Source organism: Bradyrhizobium sp. YR681, from assembly GCF_000282615.1.
In the GTDB taxonomy this organism is placed as follows: domain Bacteria; phylum Pseudomonadota; class Alphaproteobacteria; order Rhizobiales; family Xanthobacteraceae; genus Bradyrhizobium.
This window is the reverse complement of record NZ_AKIY01000214.1, coordinates 69,558-90,929: the sequence shown is the minus strand read 5'-3', so window position 1 is coordinate 90,929 and position 21,372 is coordinate 69,558. Positions and strand designations below refer to the sequence as shown.

The window sequence follows — 21,372 nt, the reverse complement described above, 5'->3', positions numbered from 1 at the left end:
GCTGGCCCCCCAGCCGGCGGTGATGGCTGATCCAGAACACACCGGCGATGATGAAGCTGAGCGCGAAACCGATCAGCTTGCCTGAATAGACCCGGGCAAGATCGTTCCAGTCCGGCGCGCCGGAGAAGACTGCGGCCTTGGGCAGGTCGTAGGCCAGAAGCGTCATGGCGACACCAAAGATGGTGTTGCTGAGCGATTCCAGCCGCCGCATCTCGAACTGTTCGGGCTTGAGCTCGGTCATGCCGGACTTTCGGGCTGGAACTTCGTACCGCCTTGTCCCTAGGTCTTAACTGAGGTTCCGTCCAGCCGCATTGCGATTCGCAACCAGATCGCCGACTCTTGCGGTTTCACCGGGGCGATTCGTGGCGACATATCTGGACACGCTCAATGCGGAGCAGCGCCGCGCCGTGGAGCATGGCGTGGCCGACGGCGCGACCGTGGGCGCCCCCCTGCTCGTCATCGCCGGCGCCGGCTCGGGCAAGACCAACACGCTGGCCCACCGGGTCGCGCATCTGATCGTCGCCGGCGCCGATCCGCGCCGCATCCTCCTGATGACGTTCTCCCGCCGCGCGGCATCCGAGATGGCCGGCCGGGTCGAGCGCATCTCGCGAAAAGTGCTCGGCGAGAACAATGCCGCGATCATGCGCGATGCCCTCACCTGGGCCGGCACCTTCCACGGCATCGGCGCCCGGCTCCTGCGCGAATATGCCGAGCGGATCGGCGTCGATCCCGCCTTCACCATCCACGACCGCGAGGATTCCGCCGACCTGATGAATCTGGTGCGGCACGAGCGCGGCCTGTCGAAGACCGAGAGCCGCTTTCCGGCCAAGGGCACGTGCCTCTCGATCTACTCGCGCTGCGTCAATGCCGAGATGGAGATCGAGAAGGTGCTGGGGGCGCACTATCCCTGGTGCGCGGGCTGGGCCGCCGAGCTGAAAGGCCTGTTCGCGGCTTATGTCGAGGCCAAGCAGGCCCAGCACGTGCTCGATTACGACGACCTCCTGCTCTATTGGTCGCAGATGATGAGCGATGCGCTGATTGCCGAAGAAATCGGCGGCCGCTTTGATCATGTGCTGGTCGACGAGTACCAGGACACCAACCGCCTGCAATCCTCGATCCTGCTGGCGCTGAAGCCCGACGGACGCGGCCTTACCGTGGTCGGCGACGACGCCCAGTCGATCTACTCGTTCCGCGCCGCCACCGTGCGCAACATCCTGGATTTTCCGCAGAGTTTTTCGCCGCGCGCCGAGATGATCACGCTCGACCGCAACTACCGCTCGACGCAAGCGGTGCTGGCGGCGGCCAACGGCGTCATTGGCCTTGCGCGCGAGCGCTTCACCAAAAACCTCTGGACCGACCGCAGCGCCGGGCAGAAGCCGCAGCTCGTCACCGTACATGACGAGGCCGACCAGGCCCGCTACATCGTCGAAGCGGTGCTGGCCAACCGCGAGCAAGGCGCCCTGCTGAAGCATCAGGCGGTGCTGTTCCGCACGTCCTCGCATTCGGGTCCGCTCGAGATCGAGCTGACCCGCCGCAACATTCCGTTCGTGAAATTCGGCGGGCTGAAATTCCTCGACGCCGCCCATGTCAAGGACGTGCTGGCGCTGTTGCGCTTTGCCGAGAATCCGCGCGACCGCGTCGCCGGCTTCCGCATCCTGCATCTGTTGCCGGGCATCGGCCCCGCGACGGCGCAGCGCGTGCTCGACCAGATGGCGGAGAGCATGGACCCGCTGCAAGCGCTCGGTGCGCTCCCGGTGCCGGCGCGCACCGGCGACGACTGGACCGCCTTCGTCCGCACGACCCAGAATTTGCGCTATTCGGAATGGCCTGTCGATCTCGAACGCGTCCGGCTCTGGTACGAGCCGCATCTCGACCGCATCCACGAGGATTCCGAGACGCGCCGCGCCGATCTGATGCAGCTCGAGCAGATCGCGAGCGGCTATGCCAGCCGCGAAAAATTCCTGACCGAGCTCACCCTCGATCCGCCGGATGCGACCAGCGACAAATCCGGACCACCGCTGCGCGACGAGGACTATCTGATCCTCTCCACTGTCCATTCCGCCAAGGGCCAGGAGTGGAAGTCGGTGTTCGTGCTCAACGTCGTCGACGGCTGCATGCCCTCCGATCTCGGTGCCGGCACCTCCGCAGAGCTCGAGGAGGAACGCCGGCTGCTCTATGTCGCAATGACGCGCGCCAAGGACGATCTGCACCTCGTCGTGCCGCAGCGCTTTTTCGTCCACGGCCAGGCCGCCAAGGGCGACCGCCACGTCTACGCCTCGCGCACCCGCTTCATCCCGGAATCCCTCGTCTATCTGTTCGAGCGGACCGCCTGGCCGAAGGCCGCGGCAGGCGCGGCACGCACCGCCGCGCAAGGGCCGAAGGTCGACATCGGGGCGAGGATGCGGGGAATGTGGCGGTAGACGCAAGAGGCGCGTGGCGAGACCTGTCAGGATCATGGGAGCAACAGAGGTCCGACATGAAAGCCGTCGTTGTCGAACAATACGCGTCTATCGATCAGATCGAGCTGAAGGACATCCCCCACCCGCCCATGGAGCCCGGACAATTGCGCATCCGGGTGGAGGCAGCAGGAATCGGATTTGTCGATGGCTTGAAGATTCAGGGCCTCTATCAGACCAAGGATCCCCTGCCGTTCATTCCCGGGACCGAGTTTGCGGGCGTTGTGACGGACGCTCCCGGCGCGCCGGGAGGTTATCAACCCGGCATGCGCGTGATGGGGATGACGCGCTCGGGCGCTCTTGCCGAAGAGATCGTCGTTAGCCCCGCAGCGCTCTATCCCCTGCCGGACGGCGTCGCGGCCGAGGTCGCCGCATCGTTTCGCGCCAATTATCTGACCGCACTCTATGCGCTGAGCGCGCGAGCCTCGCTGTGCGCAGGCGAGCAGCTTCTGGTGCTGGGCGCAGCCGGCGGCACGGGAATCGCGGCTGTCCAGATTGGCAGACTGCTCGGCGCCCGCGTGATCGCGGCGGCATCGACCCCGGACAAGCGCGAATTCGCGCGGCAGCACGGCGCCGACGCTGTGATCGACTACACGCAGGCCGGCTGGCGCGACACGCTGAAGGAATTGACCGGAGGACACGGCGCCGACGTGATTTTCGACCCCGTCGGCGGCGAAGTCTCGGTACAGGCCTTCCGCTCCATCGCCTGGCGCGGCCGTCATCTCGTGGTCGGTTTTGCCGCCGGCGCGATCCCGGCTTTGCCGTTCAACCTGCCACTGCTGAAGGGTGGCGCCCTGCTCGGCGTCGACCTCGCGCAGCTCCCAATCCGCGAGCCCGAGGTGCAGAAGCGCCTGATGTCGGAGCTGGCGGGCTGGCTGGCCGAGGGCAAGCTGAAGCCTGTGGTCGGTCGCGTCTTCGCGCTGGACGATTTCCGGGAAGCGTTCAGGACCATGCAGACGCGCGGGGCGCTCGGCAAGATGGTCGTGCGTATCTCGAAATAGGACGCGTCGGCACGCGGTGACGGGAGTTACGCGTTCAGCCGGTCGAACTGAACCTTGCCCGCCTTCATCACCAGCGGAATGTGCTCGCCCTGGCCGAGCAGGCAGGCCACATCGCGCAGCGGGTTTCCATCCACCACCAGCAGGTCCGCGATGGCCTCGGGCGCGATGCGGCCGAGCTTGCCCTCCATGCCGAGCACCTCGGCGCCAATCAATGTCGCGCTGGCTATGACGGCCTGGGGCCCCAGAATTTCGGCGCGGATGCGGAATTCGTCGCTCTGGAGGCGCTGCGACGGCCCGAGCAGATCGCTGCCATATCCCATCTTCACGCCGGCATCGCGATAGATCGCAAGCGAGCGGAGACCCGCGTCGCGGACATCGGCGATCTTGGCGACGCTCTCCGCCGGCAGGCCGTATTGGGCGCCCTCATTGGCGAGCGCCTCATAGGTGACGAGCGTCGGCACCACATAGGCGTTCTTCTCGGCCATCAGCCGCGCGGTCGGCGCATCGACCAGATTGCCGTGCTCGATGGTACGTACGCCGCAGCGAACCGCGCGTTCGATCGCGGCCGCAGTGTAAGCGTGGGCGAGCACATAGGTCTTGCGGCCGCGCGCTTCCTCGACGATGGCGCGGATCTCGTCCTCGGAGTAGCCGAAGGCGCCGACCGGATCGGTCGGCGACGCGACGCCGCCGGAGGCCATGATCTTGATCTGGTCGGCCCCCATCTGGAGCTCTTCGCGCGCGGCCTTGCGCACGCCGTCGACGCCGTCGGCGACGCGCGCCAGCGCGCCGACGCGCACGCAACACGGACACGGCGTGTCGCTGGCGAGGTAATCCGAGCGTGCCCGCATGTCGCCGTGGCCGCCGGTCTGGCTGAGCGCGCGGCCGGAGACGAACAGCCGCGGGCCGTCGGTCAGGCCGGTCTCGATCGCCTGCTTCAGCGCGTGGCCGGCGCCGCCGGCGTCGCGGACGGTGGTGAAGCCACGCCTGAGCATGCCGCGCAGCAGCAGCGTCGAGCGCAGCGTCACCAGCACGTTCGGCATATGCACCTGCTGCGCCAGATTGAGCTCGACGGCGATGGCATGCACGTGCAGGTCGATCAGGCCGGGCATCAGCGTCTTGCCCTTGAGATCGATGGCACGCTCGGCCGTGGCCTGGATCGGGCGATCCGAGACCTCCTTGATAAGGCCGTCTTCGACCAGCACGTCATGGCCCGTCAGCAGATCAGCCTGAAGCGGATCGAGCAAAGCGGCGTTCTTGAAGAGGATGCTGGGCATCGCGGAATCCTGTCAGACATCGGCCGGCGCAAGCAGCGCCGGCAAGGTGAGCTGGGCAAAGGGAAGGCACGCGGCGACGTCGTCCTCGCCGTACCAGCCCGCCTCGTGAAGCAGATTGAGCGAGCCGAGCGTCCGGCCGCGCCAGCGCACGGGCATGTTGAGCACGCTCTCGCAGCCGAGCGAGGCGATCAGCTCGTGGTCGGAGAACACCTTGCTCAGATCATCCTGCGTGCGGCCGATATAGGCCTCGCCGCGGTCGAGCACGGCCTCGGTCCACGGTCCCGGCGCGAGGCGCTTGCGTCCGCCGGTCGGATACGGCCCGGGGAGATTGGAATAGATCCGTGCGGCTTCTCCGCTGTCGCCATCGTAGGTCAGGATCGTGAACAGCTTGTGCCCGATCGCCGACCTCACGGCTTCGTCGAGCGCCGTGAACAGCGCATCCGGCTGATCGACCCTCCCCTGCGCCGCCGCGACGGCGCAGAGCAAGGGATCAGCCGTAACTTTAGCGCGCGTCATGCCACTTCACCCGCCGCGATCTCTTCCAGCGAACGGCCGCGCGTCGGCACGCCCATCACCACCACCGTGAGTGCGCCGAGCAGCAACACCGTGGTGGTGACGCCGAACACGCCGGCGAAGCCGAAATTGGGATAGAGGTAGCCGACCAGGATCGGCGAGACGATCGCGCCGATGCGGCCGATTGCGGAGGCAAGCCCGGCGCCCGTGGTCCTGACCGGCGTCGGGAATACCTCGGCGGTATAGGCATAGACGCCCGCATAGGTGCCATTCATGAACAGGGACAGGAAGATTCCCGCCAGCATGATGTGCTGGTCGGTCTGCGCGAAGGCGAGCCCGAGCGCGCTGGCACCGCCGAGCACCATGTAGGTCGCGATCGTCGCCTGCCGGCCGATGCGCTCGTTGAAATACGCCGCGCTGAAATAGCCGGGGATCTGCGCGCAGTAGATCGCGATCGAATAGGCGAAGCTTTTGGTGATGCTCATGCCGTTCTGGACCAGCAGGCCGGGAATCCAGACGAAGAAGGAATAATAGCTGAAGGTGATCGCCAGCCACATGATCCAGGTCATGATGGTGATGCGCGCCTGGCGGCCTGCCAGCAACGCGGCGAAATTGGCGAGCAGCGTTCCGGTCGCTCCGGCCGGCGCCGCGGCCTCGGCCACCGGCTGCGGCAGGACGTGGCCCGCGCGCGCAAAGCTCGCTTCGATCCGGTCGAGCACGGCTTCGGCTTCCTTCTCCCGCCCGCGGCTCTCGAGCCAGCGCGGCGATTCCGGCAAGGCCCTCCTCCACCACAACAGCATGACGACCGGCACCGCCGTGATGACCAGCACGATCCGCCAGCCATTGTCATAGGCGGGAACGATGAAGTAGCCGAGCAAGGCCGCGGCGACGAAGCCGAAGGAGAAGAAACCGGCCAGCGCGCCGGTAAAGCTGCCGCGGTAGCGCCGCGCAACGAACTCGGCCAGATAGGGCGCGATGATCGCACTCTCCGCGCCCGTGCCCATGCCGGCGACGACGCGGGCGGCGAAGAAGGTCGGCCAGCTGTCCACCATCGCGCTCACGATCGATGCCGCGCAATAGAGCGCCAGCGCCGACATCATCACCGCGCGGCGGCCGATCAAATCGCCGAGCGTGCCGGCGAACAAGGCGCCGAACAGGAAGCCGATATAGGTGCTGCTGCCGAGCACACCGATCTGCACGCTCGACAGGTTCCACGCCGTGCGCAGCACCGGCAGGATGAAGGCCAGCACGGCTGCGTCCATCGCGTCGAACATGTAGCCAAGCCCGCCCATCAACAGCAGATGCTTGTGAAAGCGTGCGAACGGAAGGCGCTCGATGCGCGCCGATATCATCGACATGAAAGTCCCCTCAGTCTTGGCGGCCCGGCGCTCCGCGTGTCCCTGGGGGAACCATAGACAAAGTGACATTATCGTCATAATTTATAATCATGATCTAATATATCACCGTGGTGAATGTTTGTGTCGTTCCGCGCGCTCGACCTCAATCTCCTGAAAGTCTTCGAGGCGCTGATGACCGAGGGCAGCGTCACCCGCGCGGCAAGCGCGCTGACGATGACACAGCCCGCAGTCAGCAACGCATTGGCGCGGCTGCGCGACGCGCTCGGCGATCCCCTGTTCGTGCGGTCCGGCACCGGCATCCGCCCCACCCAGCGCGCGGTGGTGCTGTGGGGGCCGATCGGCGAGGCGCTGGAAAGCGTGCGCGGCGCACTCGACGAGCAGGTGTTCGATCCCGCCCGCGCGCAGACCGAGTTCAGCCTGTCGATGTCGGACTACGTCTCCTCGCTGGTGATGCCGAACCTTCTCCAGCATCTCGGCAAAGTCGCGCCCAAGGCACGCGTCCACACCGTGCCCAACACCGTCATAGAGATCGCCGACCAGCTCGAGGACAACCGGGTCGATTGCGTGCTCAGCGTCTACGTCAACGAGGCGCAGCAGCCGGCCGCCATTCGCTCACGCTCGCTGTGGACCGTCAACTACGCCTGCTTCATGCGACGCGGCCATCCGCTCGCCGCCCAGAAGCGACTGAGCAGCCGCACCTTCCTGAATGCGGGACATGTCGACGTGAGCCTCGCGGGCAAGACCCTGCCGTCCTACGACCTCTTCCTCGCCTCGCGCGGGCTGTCGCGCAATTTGGTCGCGACCGTCAATCACTACAGCGCCGCCTACGAGGTCGTGCGCCAGTCCGACCTGATCGCCGTGCTGCCGAGCGACCTGCGCTCGCAATCAAGGCATGCGCCGTTGCTGCACGCCATGCCGCTTCCGCTTCGGGCGCCGCCGCGCATCGTCAGCCTGTTCTGGCACCAGCGCAACGACACCGTGCCGGCGCAGCGCTGGCTGCGCGAAACCCTGGTCGAGATGTTCGCCAGATCCGATTGAGGCGATGCGGTGAAAAACCGGAAACCCAGCCTTTCTTGGCGCAGCCTTGTTGAACCGGCGGCCGCACCCTAGCTCCCGTGCAAACCCATCCCTTGCAAGTGGCCGACGCCGCTTACCCCCTCAGAGACCTGATCGATGACCGCACCGCTTCAATTCGGCCTGGATACCTTTGGCGACGTCACCAGGGACGCCTCCGGCGCCATGCTTCCCCACGCGCAGGTGATCCGCAACGTCGTCGACGAGGCGGTGCTGGCCGACGAGCTCGGCCTCGACTTCATCGGGCTCGGCGAGCACCACCGCGCCGATTTCGCGATCTCCTCCCCCGAGACCGTGCTGGCGGCCATTGCGGCGCGCACGAGGCGCATCCATCTCGGCTCCGCCGTGACGGTGCTGAGCTCGGACGATCCGATCCGCGTGTTCCAGCGCTTTGCCACGCTCGACGCGCTGTCGAACGGACGCGCCGAAGTGATCCTCGGCCGCGGCTCCTTCACCGAATCCTTTCCGCTGTTCGGCTTCGACCTGCGCTCTTACGAAGCGCTGTTCGAGGAGAAGCTCGACCTGTTTGCAGCACTCCTGTCGCAGAAGCCGGTGACTTGGCAGGGCAAGCTGCGCCCGCCGCTGAAGGACCAGTTGGTCTATCCCCCTGTCGAGAACGGCCAGCTCAAGACCTGGATCGGCGTCGGCGGAAGTCCGCAATCGGTGGTGCGCGCGGCGCATTACGACCTGCCTTTGATGCTCGCGATCATCGGCGGCGACCCGACCCGCTTTGCGCCCTTCGTCGATCTCTATCACCGCGCGTTCAAGGAATTCGGCCGCCCGGCGCAACCGATCGGCGTGCACTCGCCCGGCTACGTCGCCGAAACGGATGAAGAGGCTCGCGAAGAACTGTGGCCCGACTACAAGGCCATGCGCGACCGCATCGGCCGTGAACGCGGCTGGCCGCCGATGGGCCGCGACGAGTTCGTGAGCGAGGCCGAGCATGGCTCGCTCTATGTCGGCGCGCCGGAGACGGTGGCGCGCAAGATCGCGAAGACGGCAAAGGCGCTCGGCATCTCGCGCTTCCAGCTGAAATATTCGGCAGGACCATTGCCGCACGAGAGGCTGATGAAGAGCATCGAGCTCTATGGGCGCAAAGTGGTGCCGATGGTGCGGGAAATGATGGGGTGAAGGTTGGCGTCCGTCTTCGCGTTCGGTTACCAAAGCCTCTTCTTCGCAAAGGCGTGGCCCGAACCAGACTTCAAATAACGTTCGAAAGCTCGCGCCTTCTGGATGTCGGAAAGGGCCACATACGTCACCAGTTGCCAGGGAACGTACTTCGACGTGTGTGGTGACTTACCAGCGTTGTGATCTGCCTGCCGCTGCTTGAGATCCATCGTCAGGCCGATATATCGCTGCCTCCGAAAGCTTCGCTTTCCAAAAGATAGACATAGTGCATGGACGCCGCCCTCCTTCGCCAAGGCTTCGGAGGGCATCCTGCTTCGCGCAGTGAAAGGCTGCAAATCCTGCGAAGCGCGTCAGCGCGAAGCAGGATGGTGGGGGAGGCAGGACTCGAACCTGCGAAGCCATGAGGCGGCTGATTTACAGTCAGCTCCCTTTGCCACTCGGGACACTCCCCCGCTCGACGGCAGCACAATCGGGCCGGACCTTGCCGGCGACCGAAGACGGCCATGGAACGTGAAGGCCGCGACAGCCCGGATGGGGGCGCGACCGGGCGCGTTTATGGGCGATGCGGTGGGGCAAAGTCAACCGAGGCGAACAGCTAAAATCGCCCCTCGTCGCACCCAAATTGCCATATTCCGGGACCCGTGACACAAGCGAGCCCATGAAGGATCGAAAATTCACCCCAAGGGGGCCCCGTGGCGGGGCTAAGCCCTTCAACAGGCCCGGAAAATCGGCCGGCCGGCCAGCCTGGCGCGACCGCGATTCGCATGTTGACGGACCTGTCATCCTGTATGGCTGGCACACCGTCACCATGGCGCTCGCCAACCCTGCCCGCCAGATCCGCAAGCTGACGCTGACCGAGAACGCCGCAAAACGGCTCGCGGACGAGAACATCGCGACCCCCGTCACGCCCGAGATCGTCCGGCCTCAGGAGATCGACCGCCTGCTGTCGCCCGATGCCGTGCATCAGGGCCTGCTGGCGGAGGCCGATCCCCTGCCCTCGCCTGACATCGAGGATTTGGCGCAGGACGGCATGGTGCTGGTGCTCGACCAGATCACCGACCCGCACAATGTCGGCGCGATCCTGCGCTCGGCGGCGGCATTCGCGGTGAAGGCGATCGTCACCACCGCGCGCCACAGCCCGGAAGCCACCGGCGTCCTTGCCAAGGCCGCGTCCGGCGCGCTCGAGCTGGTGCCGATGGTGACCGTGCAAAACCTCGCCCGCGCACTGACCACGCTGAACGAGCTCGGCTTCCAGACCGTTGGGCTCGACAGCGAAGGCAGCGAGGACCTCTCGGACGTCACGCTGCGCGAACCGCTCGCGCTGGTGCTGGGGGCTGAAGGCAAGGGCCTGCGGCAACTGACGCGCGAGACCTGCAGCGTCGTGGCGCGGCTCGACATGCCCGGCGAGATCAAGAGCCTCAACGTCTCCAACGCCGCCGTGCTCTCGCTCTATATCGGCGCGAGCCGGCTCGGGCTGATGAACCGGTAAACAAAACAAAACGCCCGTCCGCATCGTACGGACGGGCGTCTCGTTGGCTCAACCGATCAAGCGATCAGTAATAGCGGCGCAGCACGCGGTGGCCGCCGTAATACGGCGCGGGCGCGTGGCGGTGAGCGTAGCCGTAGCGCGGACCGTAGCCGTAATGCGGGCGCGGCAGATAGCCGTGGCGCGGACCGTAGCCGTAGCGATACGGACGGTAGTACGGGCGGCGGTAGGGATAGGCGGCCGGCGCTTCGACGGCAGCAGCGCGATAGCCATAGCCGTAGCCATAATTGGCGGGCGCGACGACCGCGTCCTCGCGATAGGTCGGATACGGCGCGAAGGCACCCGGGCCGGTATAGGTCGGGCCCTGGTTGACGTAGTAATATTGGGTGGTCGGTTCGGCGAGACGCTCATAGGCGCCATAGCCGTAGCCGCCGCAGCCGGTGTTGCAGCCGGAATAGACCGGCGCAACCGGCTGGCACGGGTTGAAGCCGCAGGCCGACGCCGGCGCGGTGGCGGCGAACATCACGGCAGCCGCCGCGACCAGTCCCGAAATCATCTGACGCATTACTCTCTCCTGTTGATTTCCGTTTGTTGGATTTTGACGTTTCTTAACCCGGCGGTTTGACGGGCATTTCTGCGTGCGGCCGCGGCCGAGGACGCCGCGGACGGTCGTTGATCTCGGGCGCGAGGATCACCGGCGGCGGATCGACGGGAACGTCCATCTGCGCGGGCAACGGCGCCGATTGCGCGCCCCAGCTTTGATGATAGCTCTCGGCAGGCTTGGGCAATTTGCGGTTCGCGGGCGGCTCGACCTCGAGCCGGCCGTAGCCGGGCCGCAGGCCCAGCGTCGGATAATAATGTCCGACCTCGGCGGGCTGCCGCTCGGCGACATAGCGCCCGCCATAGATGGTCGGCTGCACCTGGACGTTCTTGCCGAGGCCCCAGACACCTTCGACGACGGTGTAGGACGCATCGATACCATTGATGATGATGGGCACACCGGGGCGGCCGGGAACGACGATATCGAAGCCGCCGCCGGCAAACGCCGTCGCCGGCAGTCCGATCAGAATGGCGGCGAGCACCATGGCGCGCATGAGGAGATCCCAATTATCCGGCCACAACCTATCCGATCGGGACGCAGAGAGGGTTAAGGTCCGCTCACCAACTTCCGGTAAGCCTAACGTGCAAGGATTGCGCGCCGCTCAAATGCCGCAACGCGAGCTAGCGAAGCGTTAACGAGGTGCAGGGACGCGCCGGAACCCTTTCCAAGCGCTCACACCCGTTTGACCGCTGTATCGCGAAATCCAACTGTTTGGTCGGAACATCCACCGGCGCCGATGTTTAGCCCCCATCACTTAGACGGGAGACGCATAATGACGAAACTGAAACTCCTCGGCGCCGTTGCGGTCGCATCGACCATGCTGGCCGGCTCCGCCATGGCACAAGCGGTGGTCACCAATCCGGCACGCTGCTCGGCCCAATTCCCGAATGCCAATTGCCAGAACCTCGGCCCCGGCAATCCCTACACCGACAGCGGCACTCGCCAGCGCCGCGCGGCCTACCGCCAGAGCAATGGCGACTGGAACAACGACTGGAACAGGAGCCGCACCGGTTTCTGGCCGACTGACGTCGCGGCCGGCGTAGCCGGCGCCGCGATCGGCACTGCGGCGGCGGTTGCAACAGCGCCTGCCCGCGCCTGGGACAACAGCTACGCCTACGACGACAGCTGGGATAATCGTGGTTGGGACAACCGCGGCTGGGACACCCGCAGCTATGCCCAGCGCAACGGCTTCGTCTGCACGCCGGGCACGTACTTCAAGGGCGAGGACGGCCGCCCGCATCTGTGCCAGTAAGCGGATTTGCGTTGAGCGAAACGGATCAGGCGGCCCTCGGGCCGCCTGATTCATGACTGCAATCTGCGCGGAGGTTCTGGCCCTTTCCAACCACGTCTGATATTGCGGCGCGCACGGGCGGAGGGCCCGACGCCTGCCGCCCTGCCCGGATTCCAGGATTGCCGGCTTAGCTCAGCGGTAGAGCAGCGGTTTTGTAAACCGAAGGTCGGGGGTTCAATCCCCTCAGCCGGCACCGGAATACGATTGAAAACAAAAGAACTTTCTGTCCTGCGCAGGTTGGCAAAGTCGGCACGGATGGCAAACGGGAGCGGTTTTGCCAGCCACTAAAACAGGATCAGTTGTTCCGGGGACGTTCTCACGGCATACCGCCACCATGCCCGACGACCTCACCCTGCGCCGCACCGTGATCGGCGGCGAGACCGTCCCCGGCGACTATGTCGTGATCTGGGACGGCATCACCATCGGCCGCATCTTCAAGACGGTCGCCGTTGGCGGCAAGGACGGTTGGCAATGGTCCTGCGGCCTGCCGAATGTTCCGCAGCGAAGCGCGCATCGCGGACGCGCCGGCAGCCTGGAGGCGGCCAAGATCGACTTCCGGACCGCATGGACGGAGGTGCAAACCCAGCTGAGCTATGACGAGATCCGGCAGGCCCGCGCAATCGATGCCGACCGCTCGCGGCCCTGGCATCGGCGCGGATGAGCTGGTCCGCCGCCTTCGACGAGCCGATCGCGCTGCCGGACGGACGCCAGCTGCTGACGCTGCTCGATGCCGGCGAGTATATCGCCGCGCTGCCGGCAGCGGCCCAGAAGCGGCCGGAATGGCAGGCGGCGACCGAGGCGGTCCTGCTGGTCGCCGAGCGCGGCGGCGATACCATGCTCGCCCGCATCGGCTTGATGCGCGCACTCAATACCGGGAAGCCGTCGCCGGCGATCGAGCGGAGCAAGCGCGCAAAATCTTTTCGGATTATTCGTTAGGGCGTTGACTTTGTACACTCGGCGTGTACACTGTTTTCAGCGTTGGGATTGGCCCGATGCTGAACAAGGAAATGGAGTCCTTACATGTTCAACTTCTTCCGCAAGCGCAATCCGCTCAACGAGGTACAGGCCCTGCGCGACCGCGCCGAGCGCATCGGCCTCGCCTATCTCGAAAAGCTGGCGGTCAACGGCAAGATCACCCGCCAGCATATCGTTGGGATGGCTCGCATCATGAACTTCCACCCCGATGAAGTGACCGAGCGGATTCCGGATCGCCGCCGCGCCTCCCGCTACACCAAGGCCGTCGCTGGCCTGCGGGCTGCGGGGATGATGAGCGAGCGCCAGACCTATGACGAGCGCTTCGATCACGACCACAACTGAGCGACAGCGGCTCCCGGAAACGGGAGCCGCACCTTTTCACCTGCATCAATCGAACGAAAAGGAGCGACGCCATGACGAGCGTCTACAATCTCTTGCGCGAGGCCTGCGGGATCTCACAGGCTGAGGCGGCCGAACACGTACACGGCACCAGGCTGGACACGGTAAAGTCCTGGTCGAGCGACCGCAGGCCGGCGCCGAGCTGGGCGATCAATGAGTTGCAGACGTTGTCACGCGGGATTCACGCAGCCGGCGCCAAGCTCGCCGAGCAACTGCTACAGACGCCGCGGGGAAATGTCTTCGTTATCGGCCTTCCCCGCGACGACGAAGAGGCGCGGGCGTTCAGGTTCCCTTCAAGCGCGGCTCATCATCAGGCAATCGCGATCGCGATCTCGCTGTTACCCGACGATGCGGAGATCAAGCTCACGCAACATGTCAGCGGCAGCACGGATACGCCCGTCCTCGAATACCAGCCGTTGCGACCGACCGCAACGGACCGCAAGCTACTCATGTCAACCGCCTTCAATCCCGGATATGTCGCCCCCGCCGGCTCGAACATCCGCAAGTTCGAACGTCTCGAGGACCTCGGCTGGATCAAGGGATATGAGACTCATGACGGCGGGACAGAGTTTCATCTCCTGCCCGCGGGCGAAGAAGCGCGCGCGATCAAGCCCGGCGATCTTTTTCGGCTTTCGGACGAATCCGGAACCGAGCGGTTTCTCAAAATCGTCGGACCGACCAAGCACGATCGCCGCATGTTCTCGGAAAAAGATCGGTTCGAGGTCCTCGATATGTGGAATCCAACAGCGCCAACGTTCGAGCTGGGCGGATTTCAGCTGCGGCCGCACTGGACGCCCGAATGAAAAAGTCCGGCGCGAGGGGCACCCCGCGCCGGACTTCAGTTTGAGGAGGTTTGACACGATCGAGGAGACGTCGAGGTCTCCTCACCCTTGCTTTCGGCGAGAGGCGTAACGTATCCCGATCGCATGCCGGGTGCCGCTGTGATGCTTATTGGCAAAGGTCTGCGGCTGGAACTGGAAATCGATCGGCAGGCCCGTTTGTTCGCGCAGCCATCCGGTGATCGCCACCGTCATTACCAGCCACTTCGGATCGTGCTCCCAGTGGCCGTCGAGCGAATGGCAGTCCGGAAACTCGCGCGTGAAATCGTAGTCCTTCATCATCATCCGGACGTCGACGTCACGGAAGTCCGGACGCTCCAGGCAGGAGCCGACGAGGTAACAGCCGAAGGCGTCCGGCCACGCATCCTCGAGCTTCTGGCACGCGATCTCGAGCCGAAAGATCGCCGGCGCGCCGACATAGCAGTGTTTTACGCGGCGCGGCTTGATGCGGATGGGTAGACGGCTCACCGGATTTCGCCGTTGGTGATGAAGCCGTGCCAGAGCCCGCCAGCGCTACCGTCGATCGACGGCGTCACTGTCATCGTTTCGAAACTCGCCACATCGATCCCGCCGGCGATCTTCCACCCACAGGACGGGTTGCAATGCTGCACAGGGGCATCGCCTAGCAGCTCGAATTGTTCGTCCGTGGGCGTCGGGTTTGGAAAACAGCTTTGGCGCCACCGGCTCTTGCCCATGCCTGCGGACTGGACCGGACTGAAGAAGGTGAAACCCACTCGCTCGCCGTCCTTCATGATCCACTGGGGATCGAGATCGACTAACCTCACGTCATCGACCCCGGCATGAAGCAGCGTATCGTCGGCCCCTGAAATCCCCAGATCGGCCAGACCATGGTGCGGCCGGCGCGGTTGGGCTCGGTGATGACGGCATCCTCAGGAACGTCGACCCAGATGAGGACATTGTTGTCGGCCTCGTCATTGCTGATCGGCACGCGAACGCGGTAGCGGCCGTCGGCGCTTTCCCAGTCGACCTCCGAGAGCACATAGCCGTCGGCATCGGAACAGCACGGGCCCTTGCCGCTGCGCAAGCTGTCGAACCAGGGCTTGAGCGCGGAATTGGCATAGCGGCCGTCATCGCGGGCGAAGGCCTTGGTCACCAGAAGCGACAGCGCGACCGCGATCAGCACGGCGGCAAGGCCGCGCAAGCGCTGGATCGCGCACCAGATGCCCGCGAGCAGCAGCAGCGCGGCGACGAACAGTCCCCACATGATTGAACCCCTCTGGTTTGTTGCGATGTCGAACGCGGCGTCAGTCGATCACTTCGGCCTCGATCCGGGCGATGCCGGCGCCGAGCATGCCGAGCGAGGCCGCCGGCGCCCGCGCCAGGTCGAGCACGCGGCCGGTCCACGCCGCCGGGCCGCGATCGTTGATGGTGACGATCACGGAGCGCCCGGCGCGCGTGACGCGCAGCCTGGTGCCGAACGGCAGGCAGCGATGCGCGGCGGTCGGCAGCGCATCGTTGAAACGCGCGCCGGAGGCCGTGCGGCTGCCGCTCTCGCCGTTGGAATAATAGGAAGCAACGCCGGAGAACCGCCGCCCACACGAATGACCGGCCGAGGCACTCAGCACCAGCACCGCGGCGACGATCGCCGCGACCATCGCGATGCCGCCGAGCAGCGCCAGCTCGGTCGCCGGCGGGCGCCGCCGGGCTTCCACGATCGCGACCACGAACGCCAGCAGCGCCAGCACGATCGCGGCGGCGACGAGCACCTTCTGCAAGCCCAGCTCGAAGCCGTGCATCTCGTAGAGCAGTTTCGGTTCGAGCTTCATTTCAGGGCTACCGTGATGTTGAGATATTTGAGGACCACCCATGCAGCGCCGCCGGTGGCCAGGATCGCGGCGCGATAGAGCCATTTGCTCATCCACGTCGCGCCGGCGACCTGCTGCTCCGCGTTCTTGACGGTCTGGACCGTCGGCTTCATGTCGGCGATGTCCTTGATCGCCGTGGTCAGCTGGCCGTCGAGCTTCTGCATCTCCGCGCGCATCGCGTCGATCTTCTGATGCGTGTCTCTGCGGCCCTGCGAGGCCTTCTCGTCCTGCTGGCGCCACTGGCTGGTATGAGCTTCCAGCGACGCCGTGAGACGGCCGATCTTCTCTGCCATGCTGAGCAGCACGGCGTTGGTCTCGTGATCCGCCACCACTGCTACCGCCCGGTGCCTGTCACGGCGGGCCCGCTGGGATCGAGCAGCAGCTCGAGCCGCGTCCGCGGCGGCGGCGGCGGGACAGCCGGCACATCGTGCGGCTTGGCCTCAGGCACGGGGACAGGTGGCGTTGCGTCCGGCACCGCCTCGGACGGCGAGGCCGGGACCGGCGCGATCGGCGGGGCTGCAATCGGCGTCTTCTGCACCGCGGACTTGATGCGCGCCATGATGCCCCGACGCTTCACCGGCACCGGTTTCACCGTGGCAGCGCCGGGCGCATCGATCTCGGCCGGCCGCGGCGCCGGCCGATGCCAGCCGCAGCCGCCGACGCCGCCCTCGACCTGCCGGTCGATCCAGTCCTGGTCATATGGCTTGACGCCGCGGACGGCATAGGACGGCCGCTCGAAGATCCGGCATTCGCCGCCCGCGATCGAGCCCTTCAGGCTCTCGGATGCGCAGCCGGCCAACAGCAGCGCCATCGGCGCCATCAGGATGAGGCGCTTCATTTGCCGCAGCTCCCGGTCGACTGATCCCAGTTGCGGCCAAGCGCATGGCACGCCACATAGCCGTTGCGCAGGGTCGAAGCACGATCGATCGCCTTGTCGTCGGCGCGGGCGATGTCGAGCATCGCGCGGTCGTAACCGCTCTTGTAGACCTTGTGATGCCAGATGCCGTAGACCGAGGTCACGGTCAGCGCAACGGTCGCGGCGAAGGCGAGCGCGATCAGTGCCTTCATGGCAAAGCTCAAACCACCGAAGCGCGCGGCGGCGGATGCAATCAATTCGACGATCATTGGCGGGCTCCGGTCTGGACGGCCTGCTTGATCTTGGCGAGGCCGCGGGCTGCATCGAGCGTGATGAAGGCAAGCACGCCGGCGAGCAGCATGAGCCAGAACGAGGTCGGCACCTTCTCGACATACGACCATACGGTCGACAGCGTGCCAGGATCGGTCGGAATATCGTCCTTGTGGTCGAAGACGAAGGCCCACGCCTGCTGCACCTTGTCCTGTACCGTCGACCAGACCGCCGCGGCAGCCGTGGTGATGGTGACCCAGAGGCTTGTGAGGAAGTTGCGGCGCACGGGCGCGGCCTCCGGCGCCACGGACGTGACGGTTGCAACGTCGCCATTGGCCCGCGCCGCTGTCACCGGCCTGACGAAATGCTCGGCTTCGGCGCGGGCGAGCTCGGCCTTGATGGCTTCGCGTTCCGCGCCAAAAGCCTCGACCGATGCGGGCACGGCAATTGCCGCCTGACGGTCATTGATGAAGCCGGCGAGTGCGCCAGCCGTCATGCCGCCCCAGACGCCAGTCAGGACGCCCGGCGTGTAGTTCATCGCCTTCAGGCGCTTCTGCACCGAGAACAATTCCGGATCGCCCTGCACGTCCGCTGCGACCGGCGCGGATGGCGCCGCCGGCGCAGGATCATCCGGCATAGAGGGCGCGGCCGGGCCGGTATCGGCGGCCGATGGATCAGGCGTAGCCGGCGTCAGATGATCGACGGCCGGAGGCTGGTAGTCCTGCAAGACCTGCTTGGCCCGCGCAAGGAACGTCTCGCATGCGGCAATCCCGTTCTCGCCGCCGTTGATGATGCGGCGGACGCCCTTGACGTCGTCGCGATCGGCGGCGGCGTTGCAGCGTCCGTCCTGCCCCCATTCCAGATACGCGGCGACGAACGCGGAATCCGGCTGATGCAGCAATTCGGGATGCGCCACCAGCGGCAGTCCCGTCTTCTTCTCCAGCCGGGCATAGTTGCTCTTGCCTGTGGCCTGCATCATGCCGCCGCCGCGGTAGAGCCAGCCGTCGTTCGGGCCGGTGTTGTTGAACTCGCGGACCTTGGCCGGGTTGCCGACGCCATAGACGCGGTTGAACAGAACCGGCCCGCGCTGGTCGACCGGCAGGCTCGCGATGCGCCGCGCTTCGTCGGGCCCGATCCCGGCGGAATGGCCTCGTCCGCCATACTGACGCGCATATTGCGCCGCCCCGAAGATCTTCAGGATCGTCTCATAGCGATAGGCGCCGCTCTCGCTCAGGATCTGCAAACCGCCCGTCTCGGTCATGATCTGCGCGAGAAAATGACAGGCCCGCAGCCGGGTCGTGATTTTGGCCTTCGCCACCGCCTGCGGCCAGCCGCGCACGATGGCGTTGACGAGATCGTTGCGCGCGCCGGGCCCGGCGATGGCCTTGACCCGCGCAGCCGTGATGCCAGCCATATCGGTTAACTCCTGGTCGGGCGCATCAGGGCGCGCCAAATGCCATGCAGGTCGGGCATGTTGTGAGCCTCTCAAAATGTGTTTGAGTGCGAGTGGTCTTGGTGCGAGAGCCGCGGGCGCAGCTCAGATCGGCTCGAACGTTTCCGAGCCGCAGGTATCATCGACCTCTGCGCGGCGGCGATCGACGATCTTCCCGTCGACGATCGTCACGATATAAGTTTGTACGCCCAGCGGTGAACCGATCGCGGAGGTCAACTGAGCCTGCACGCAGGCCGTCCATCCCGGCCCGCGGACCGCGCGACGGGGCGTCGCAACGCGCACATCGCGCGGATAGGACGTTGCGAGAAAGACGATCTCCATCTGCCCACGCACGACGATCTTGACATCTGGTGCAGGTTCGGGAGTTGCAGGCCCGGCTTCCTTGATGCGCATAAAAGAAGGGAGTGGAGCGTGACTGTCGGCAAAGCCACAACCGCCGAGCGCTATTGCGAGACCAGCAAGCACCGGCTGGACTGCAACCCTTGGCACGGCACTACCCGAACCTGCGCCCGATGACGACAAAGCGGTCGCTTTCGAGCTTTAGGCGGCGAAGCAGATCGCCGGGAGCGTTGATGGGGACTACTACACCGACGTAGAGGTGCTCGGTGGTGCCGACGATGGGCGCCGTTGGCGACAGCGCGAAGCTCTCTCTTTTATCAGCAGGCACGAACACCAGCACGTTCATGTCTGAGCGCGGTCGTATCATCTCGGTGCGCGATCGCACCCATGCGTCGATTTCCTGATCGTACAAGCCGCAATAGGTAAGAATCATCCTAAGCCAGTCGGCGCCGGGGCGCTCTACCCGATCGTCGGGCGGCGTGTAGATAATAGCGCCCTCGAGTTCGCGCGGGACACTGGTAAACCAGAGCTCTCGGCGTGTCTGCCCGAAGGGCTTGAGACCTTCTCCAAGCACACCGATCCTGCTCCAGTCGATACGGCCAAGGTTCGGAACAACATAGGATACCCTGGTTGCGACCTCGCGATAGTCAGCAGCCTGAGCGTAGATCAATTCACGCGCATGGCCGGAGACGACGTGCCCCGTGCTGCTATCCCTGACCAGCGCCTGTCCCAGCGCATCCTGGATTTGCTGCTGATTGCCTGTCTGGTACGGCGTCATAATCTGCCGGCTCTCCTTGAAGTAACCGGCATAACCCGCATCCATCAGCTCCGAGATCTCACCCTGCGCTGCACCGCGGGCGAGAAGAATCACGACGCAGACGGCCGCGATTGCACGAACTGGCAGACCACCCCTTGGCCAAGCCATTGACAGCATCAGGCCGAAAAGTGCCAGCAACAGAGGCTCGGTATAGATCCCGTCCTGATGAATGATCATCCGGTCGAACCAGAGAATTGAAACCACGACCAGCAGGCCGATTACCGTCAGCGCTCCTAACTCTCGTAGCGAAGCAAGGGACAGGATGCCAAGCAACAGGAACAGGACGAGCGGCGGCAGCAGCAAAAAGGGCGAGCTTGAGACTTGTTCCCAGAAGCCGGCATAGCCCGGCGCGAGAGCGGGATCGATGACACCGAGGAAACAGATGCGCGCAAGCGCTGCAACGAACCGCACGCCGCCGCTTGGGCTCAGCATGACGAACCACAGGGCCAGGAAAGACAGTGTAAACCCCAGCGCCATCAGGTTGGCGAACGAAAAGAAGCGGTAGAACACCGAGCGCTCAGGCAGGATACGTGTGGCAATGCCGGGCCCGGCGATCGCCAGCAAGGCCGCCGCGCAAAGCGCGTAATTGTGAAACGAGATGCGGGTGTGGATGAAGGTCGAGGCCATCGGGATTTGCGACAGTCCCAGCAAGACGACATAGACGGCCACCGCAGTGATGCACACGATGGCGTTGAAACGCCGCGTCGCATGGAAGGCTCCGGTAAAGGCCTGGTCGCGCCTCACCATCATGAACAGAACCAGGGCCGGCGCGAGGGCGACTGTCGGCACGATCGTGAGCTTTGACGTGAAGGCGAAACCACCGGCAATGCCGCTGCAGACGGCGAGCGCAACTGCGACCCATCCACGCCGCTGAACTGCCCACACAGCGAGTGAAGCGGCCGCAGCCGCATAAAACAGCGCGAAGCTGTCGGTTCGGAAGATGATCGTGTGGAAGGCAAGTGCTCGCGAGACCGCGATACACAGGAAGATTATAATCACCATCCACGGCCCGGCCCCGACAGCTGAGGTAACGGCCAACGCCAGCAACAGCGAACTGCCGATGGCTAGAAACGGCAGGTGAGCCCGGAGGAAGTCGATCAGCTCAGCCGTCCCGAGCAGCGGGTTTGCCCAGTGGTCGAGGAACCGGAAATCGTGCAAATGCAGCAAACCCAGCAAATATCCGATCCGGTGGGTCAAGGTCAGGAATACGTACATGCCGGCCGTCGGATGCGTGACGTGATCCGGCAAGGTCCCGCCTCTGATCAGCAGGACATCGAGGGCGGTCAGCTGATCCATGTCGTCGAGCGCGTAGTAGGGATAGCGGCCGACGTGGCGCTGGAACATGAACAAGCTGACGAAGACGACGAGCGCGAGGGCAAGCCACGCCCCGCGCCTTCCGCCTGTCATCGATAGTTC

Annotated in this window: 27 protein-coding genes and 2 tRNA genes; 11 read left to right on the top strand and 18 right to left on the bottom strand. The window is 65.2% G+C overall.

The window, feature by feature from the left end:
• Window positions 1-241, bottom strand: a 241-nt coding sequence (locus PMI42_RS22325) for a TMEM175 family protein (RefSeq protein WP_008138213.1), incomplete at its 3' end; no start/stop codon positions are given.
• 121 nt (window positions 242-362) lie between these two features.
• On the opposite strand from PMI42_RS22325, the gene PMI42_RS22320 reads away from it, so the two are divergent.
• Together PMI42_RS22320 and PMI42_RS22315 are read left to right on the top strand one after the other, a co-directional pair.
• The gene (locus PMI42_RS22320) at window positions 363-2,420 is read left to right on the top strand and encodes an ATP-dependent helicase (RefSeq protein ID WP_008138212.1); all 2,058 of its coding nucleotides are present in this window, start codon (window positions 363-365) and stop codon (window positions 2,418-2,420) included.
• A 56-nt stretch (window positions 2,421-2,476) separates the two neighbouring features.
• Complete coding sequence (locus PMI42_RS22315) at window positions 2,477-3,457, top strand: NADPH:quinone oxidoreductase family protein (protein ID WP_008138211.1); 981 nt, start codon at window positions 2,477-2,479, stop codon at window positions 3,455-3,457.
• Window positions 3,458-3,483: 26 nt separating this feature from the next.
• Here PMI42_RS22315 and PMI42_RS22310 read toward each other — a convergent pair whose 3' ends face one another.
• The 3 genes from PMI42_RS22310 to PMI42_RS22300 are packed head-to-tail and all read right to left on the bottom strand — an operon-like array spanning window position 3,484 to window position 6,602.
• Window positions 3,484-4,731 (bottom strand): metal-dependent hydrolase family protein, encoded by a 1,248-nt coding sequence (locus PMI42_RS22310; RefSeq protein WP_008138210.1) that lies wholly within the window; start codon window positions 4,729-4,731, stop codon window positions 3,484-3,486.
• 12 nt (window positions 4,732-4,743) lie between these two features.
• Window positions 4,744-5,247 (bottom strand): GAF domain-containing protein, encoded by a 504-nt coding sequence (locus PMI42_RS22305; RefSeq protein WP_008138209.1) that lies wholly within the window; start codon window positions 5,245-5,247, stop codon window positions 4,744-4,746.
• Window positions 5,244-6,602 (bottom strand): MFS transporter, encoded by a 1,359-nt coding sequence (locus tag PMI42_RS22300; RefSeq protein ID WP_008138207.1) that lies wholly within the window; start codon window positions 6,600-6,602, stop codon window positions 5,244-5,246. The genes PMI42_RS22305 and PMI42_RS22300 overlap by 4 nt, the downstream gene beginning before the upstream one ends.
• Window positions 6,603-6,716: 114 nt before the next feature.
• On the opposite strand from PMI42_RS22300, the gene PMI42_RS22295 reads away from it, so the two are divergent.
• Both PMI42_RS22295 and PMI42_RS22290 read left to right on the top strand, forming a co-directional pair.
• Window positions 6,717-7,640 (top strand): LysR family transcriptional regulator, encoded by a 924-nt coding sequence (locus tag PMI42_RS22295; protein WP_008138204.1) that lies wholly within the window; start codon window positions 6,717-6,719, stop codon window positions 7,638-7,640.
• 135 nt (window positions 7,641-7,775) lie between these two features.
• A complete protein-coding gene (locus PMI42_RS22290) occupies window positions 7,776-8,807 on the top strand; it encodes an LLM class flavin-dependent oxidoreductase (RefSeq protein ID WP_008138202.1) in 1,032 nt (343 codons plus the stop codon).
• A 26-nt stretch (window positions 8,808-8,833) separates the two neighbouring features.
• On the opposite strand, the gene PMI42_RS22285 is transcribed toward PMI42_RS22290, so the two are convergent.
• Both PMI42_RS22285 and PMI42_RS22280 read right to left on the bottom strand, forming a co-directional pair.
• The gene (locus tag PMI42_RS22285; protein WP_502692695.1) at window positions 8,834-9,013 is read right to left on the bottom strand and encodes a GIY-YIG nuclease family protein; all 180 of its coding nucleotides are present in this window, start codon (window positions 9,011-9,013) and stop codon (window positions 8,834-8,836) included.
• 157 nt (window positions 9,014-9,170) lie between these two features.
• A tRNA-Tyr gene (locus tag PMI42_RS22280) sits at window positions 9,171-9,256 on the bottom strand.
• Between the two features lie 206 nt (window positions 9,257-9,462).
• Here PMI42_RS22280 and rlmB point away from each other — a divergent pair.
• Window positions 9,463-10,293 carry a 23S rRNA (guanosine(2251)-2'-O)-methyltransferase RlmB gene (gene rlmB / locus PMI42_RS22275; protein ID WP_008138201.1) on the top strand — a complete coding sequence of 277 codons (831 nt, stop codon included), beginning with the start codon at window positions 9,463-9,465 and terminating at the stop codon, window positions 10,291-10,293.
• A gap of 64 nt (window positions 10,294-10,357) precedes the next feature.
• On the opposite strand, the gene PMI42_RS22270 is transcribed toward rlmB, so the two are convergent.
• On the bottom strand, window positions 10,358-10,855 hold the full coding sequence (locus PMI42_RS22270) for a hypothetical protein (protein WP_008138199.1): 498 nt from the start codon (window positions 10,853-10,855) through the stop codon (window positions 10,358-10,360).
• 43 nt (window positions 10,856-10,898) lie between these two features.
• Window positions 10,899-11,384, bottom strand: coding sequence for a hypothetical protein (locus tag PMI42_RS22265; RefSeq protein WP_008138197.1), 486 nt, complete (start codon window positions 11,382-11,384; stop codon window positions 10,899-10,901).
• A 279-nt stretch (window positions 11,385-11,663) separates the two neighbouring features.
• On the opposite strand from PMI42_RS22265, the gene PMI42_RS22260 reads away from it, so the two are divergent.
• The 6 genes from PMI42_RS22260 to PMI42_RS22235 all read left to right on the top strand — a co-directional run bounded on the left by PMI42_RS22260 (window position 11,664) and on the right by PMI42_RS22235 (window position 14,359).
• Window positions 11,664-12,143, top strand: coding sequence for a hypothetical protein (locus tag PMI42_RS22260; RefSeq protein ID WP_008138194.1), 480 nt, complete (start codon window positions 11,664-11,666; stop codon window positions 12,141-12,143).
• Window positions 12,144-12,303: 160 nt separating this feature from the next.
• Window positions 12,304-12,375, top strand: a tRNA-Thr gene (locus tag PMI42_RS22255).
• A gap of 141 nt (window positions 12,376-12,516) precedes the next feature.
• Window positions 12,517-12,843 carry a hypothetical protein gene (locus PMI42_RS22250; protein WP_008138192.1) on the top strand — a complete coding sequence of 109 codons (327 nt, stop codon included), beginning with the start codon at window positions 12,517-12,519 and terminating at the stop codon, window positions 12,841-12,843.
• On the top strand, window positions 12,840-13,118 hold the full coding sequence (locus PMI42_RS22245; RefSeq protein ID WP_008138190.1) for a hypothetical protein: 279 nt from the start codon (window positions 12,840-12,842) through the stop codon (window positions 13,116-13,118). Before PMI42_RS22250 ends, PMI42_RS22245 begins: the two co-directional genes overlap by 4 nt.
• Window positions 13,119-13,202: 84 nt before the next feature.
• Window positions 13,203-13,499 carry a hypothetical protein gene (locus tag PMI42_RS22240; RefSeq protein ID WP_008138189.1) on the top strand — a complete coding sequence of 99 codons (297 nt, stop codon included), beginning with the start codon at window positions 13,203-13,205 and terminating at the stop codon, window positions 13,497-13,499.
• Window positions 13,500-13,570: 71 nt separating this feature from the next.
• Complete coding sequence (locus PMI42_RS22235) at window positions 13,571-14,359, top strand: hypothetical protein (RefSeq protein ID WP_008138188.1); 789 nt, start codon at window positions 13,571-13,573, stop codon at window positions 14,357-14,359.
• A gap of 81 nt (window positions 14,360-14,440) precedes the next feature.
• Here PMI42_RS22235 and PMI42_RS22230 read toward each other — a convergent pair whose 3' ends face one another.
• The 10 genes from PMI42_RS22230 to PMI42_RS22185 form a co-directional block, all read right to left on the bottom strand.
• Complete coding sequence (locus PMI42_RS22230) at window positions 14,441-14,863, bottom strand: hypothetical protein (protein ID WP_008138187.1); 423 nt, start codon at window positions 14,861-14,863, stop codon at window positions 14,441-14,443.
• Window positions 14,860-15,180 carry a hypothetical protein gene (locus PMI42_RS22225; protein ID WP_008138186.1) on the bottom strand — a complete coding sequence of 107 codons (321 nt, stop codon included), beginning with the start codon at window positions 15,178-15,180 and terminating at the stop codon, window positions 14,860-14,862. Before PMI42_RS22225 ends, PMI42_RS22230 begins: the two co-directional genes overlap by 4 nt.
• The gene (locus PMI42_RS22220; RefSeq protein WP_008138185.1) at window positions 15,177-15,620 is read right to left on the bottom strand and encodes a hypothetical protein; all 444 of its coding nucleotides are present in this window, start codon (window positions 15,618-15,620) and stop codon (window positions 15,177-15,179) included. Before PMI42_RS22220 ends, PMI42_RS22225 begins: the two co-directional genes overlap by 4 nt.
• 40 nt (window positions 15,621-15,660) lie before the next feature.
• The gene (locus PMI42_RS22215; RefSeq protein ID WP_008138183.1) at window positions 15,661-16,182 is read right to left on the bottom strand and encodes a septal ring lytic transglycosylase RlpA family protein; all 522 of its coding nucleotides are present in this window, start codon (window positions 16,180-16,182) and stop codon (window positions 15,661-15,663) included.
• Window positions 16,179-16,553, bottom strand: a complete 375-nt coding sequence (locus tag PMI42_RS22210; protein ID WP_008138182.1) for a DUF1515 family protein — start codon at window positions 16,551-16,553, stop codon at window positions 16,179-16,181. Before PMI42_RS22210 ends, PMI42_RS22215 begins: the two co-directional genes overlap by 4 nt.
• Window positions 16,554-16,555: 2 nt before the next feature.
• A complete protein-coding gene (locus PMI42_RS22205; protein ID WP_008138181.1) occupies window positions 16,556-17,059 on the bottom strand; it encodes a hypothetical protein in 504 nt (167 codons plus the stop codon).
• Entirely contained in the window at window positions 17,056-17,346 is a 291-nt protein-coding gene (locus tag PMI42_RS22200) for a hypothetical protein (protein ID WP_008138180.1), read from the bottom strand. Before PMI42_RS22200 ends, PMI42_RS22205 begins: the two co-directional genes overlap by 4 nt.
• The gene (locus PMI42_RS37525) at window positions 17,343-18,761 is read right to left on the bottom strand and encodes a glycoside hydrolase family 19 protein (protein WP_008138179.1); all 1,419 of its coding nucleotides are present in this window, start codon (window positions 18,759-18,761) and stop codon (window positions 17,343-17,345) included. The genes PMI42_RS22200 and PMI42_RS37525 overlap by 4 nt, the downstream gene beginning before the upstream one ends.
• A gap of 123 nt (window positions 18,762-18,884) precedes the next feature.
• On the bottom strand, window positions 18,885-19,265 hold the full coding sequence (locus PMI42_RS39340) for a hypothetical protein (protein ID WP_035966315.1): 381 nt from the start codon (window positions 19,263-19,265) through the stop codon (window positions 18,885-18,887).
• A 28-nt stretch (window positions 19,266-19,293) separates the two neighbouring features.
• Window positions 19,294-21,363 carry a hypothetical protein gene (locus PMI42_RS22185; protein WP_008138177.1) on the bottom strand — a complete coding sequence of 690 codons (2,070 nt, stop codon included), beginning with the start codon at window positions 21,361-21,363 and terminating at the stop codon, window positions 19,294-19,296.
• Between the last annotated feature and the right edge of the window lie 9 nt (window positions 21,364-21,372).

Coding starts and splice junctions, on each gene's coding strand:
- PMI42_RS22235 (WP_008138188.1), top strand. CDS start 13,571: ATGACGAGCGTCTACAATCTCTTGCGCGAGGCCTGCGGGATCTCACAG.
- PMI42_RS22290 (WP_008138202.1), top strand. CDS start 7,776: ATGACCGCACCGCTTCAATTCGGCCTGGATACCTTTGGCGACGTCACC.
- PMI42_RS22295 (WP_008138204.1), top strand. CDS start 6,717: ATGTTTGTGTCGTTCCGCGCGCTCGACCTCAATCTCCTGAAAGTCTTC.
- PMI42_RS22300 (WP_008138207.1), bottom strand. CDS start 6,602: ATGTCGATGATATCGGCGCGCATCGAGCGCCTTCCGTTCGCACGCTTT.
- PMI42_RS37525 (WP_008138179.1), bottom strand. CDS start 18,761: ATGGCTGGCATCACGGCTGCGCGGGTCAAGGCCATCGCCGGGCCCGGC.
- PMI42_RS22265 (WP_008138197.1), bottom strand. CDS start 11,384: ATGCGCGCCATGGTGCTCGCCGCCATTCTGATCGGACTGCCGGCGACG.
- PMI42_RS22305 (WP_008138209.1), bottom strand. CDS start 5,247: ATGACGCGCGCTAAAGTTACGGCTGATCCCTTGCTCTGCGCCGTCGCG.
- PMI42_RS22205 (WP_008138181.1), bottom strand. CDS start 17,059: ATGAAGCGCCTCATCCTGATGGCGCCGATGGCGCTGCTGTTGGCCGGC.
- PMI42_RS22315 (WP_008138211.1), top strand. CDS start 2,477: ATGAAAGCCGTCGTTGTCGAACAATACGCGTCTATCGATCAGATCGAG.
- PMI42_RS22310 (WP_008138210.1), bottom strand. CDS start 4,731: ATGCCCAGCATCCTCTTCAAGAACGCCGCTTTGCTCGATCCGCTTCAG.
- PMI42_RS22260 (WP_008138194.1), top strand. CDS start 11,664: ATGACGAAACTGAAACTCCTCGGCGCCGTTGCGGTCGCATCGACCATG.
- PMI42_RS22245 (WP_008138190.1), top strand. CDS start 12,840: ATGAGCTGGTCCGCCGCCTTCGACGAGCCGATCGCGCTGCCGGACGGA.
- rlmB (WP_008138201.1), top strand. CDS start 9,463: ATGAAGGATCGAAAATTCACCCCAAGGGGGCCCCGTGGCGGGGCTAAG.
- PMI42_RS22270 (WP_008138199.1), bottom strand. CDS start 10,855: ATGCGTCAGATGATTTCGGGACTGGTCGCGGCGGCTGCCGTGATGTTC.
- PMI42_RS22220 (WP_008138185.1), bottom strand. CDS start 15,620: ATGTGGGGACTGTTCGTCGCCGCGCTGCTGCTGCTCGCGGGCATCTGG.
- PMI42_RS22215 (WP_008138183.1), bottom strand. CDS start 16,182: ATGAAGCTCGAACCGAAACTGCTCTACGAGATGCACGGCTTCGAGCTG.
- PMI42_RS22250 (WP_008138192.1), top strand. CDS start 12,517: ATGCCCGACGACCTCACCCTGCGCCGCACCGTGATCGGCGGCGAGACC.
- PMI42_RS22185 (WP_008138177.1), bottom strand. CDS start 21,363: ATGACAGGCGGAAGGCGCGGGGCGTGGCTTGCCCTCGCGCTCGTCGTC.
- PMI42_RS22285 (WP_502692695.1), bottom strand. CDS start 9,013: ATGGATCTCAAGCAGCGGCAGGCAGATCACAACGCTGGTAAGTCACCA.
- PMI42_RS22240 (WP_008138189.1), top strand. CDS start 13,203: ATGTTCAACTTCTTCCGCAAGCGCAATCCGCTCAACGAGGTACAGGCC.
- PMI42_RS22200 (WP_008138180.1), bottom strand. CDS start 17,346: ATGATCGTCGAATTGATTGCATCCGCCGCCGCGCGCTTCGGTGGTTTG.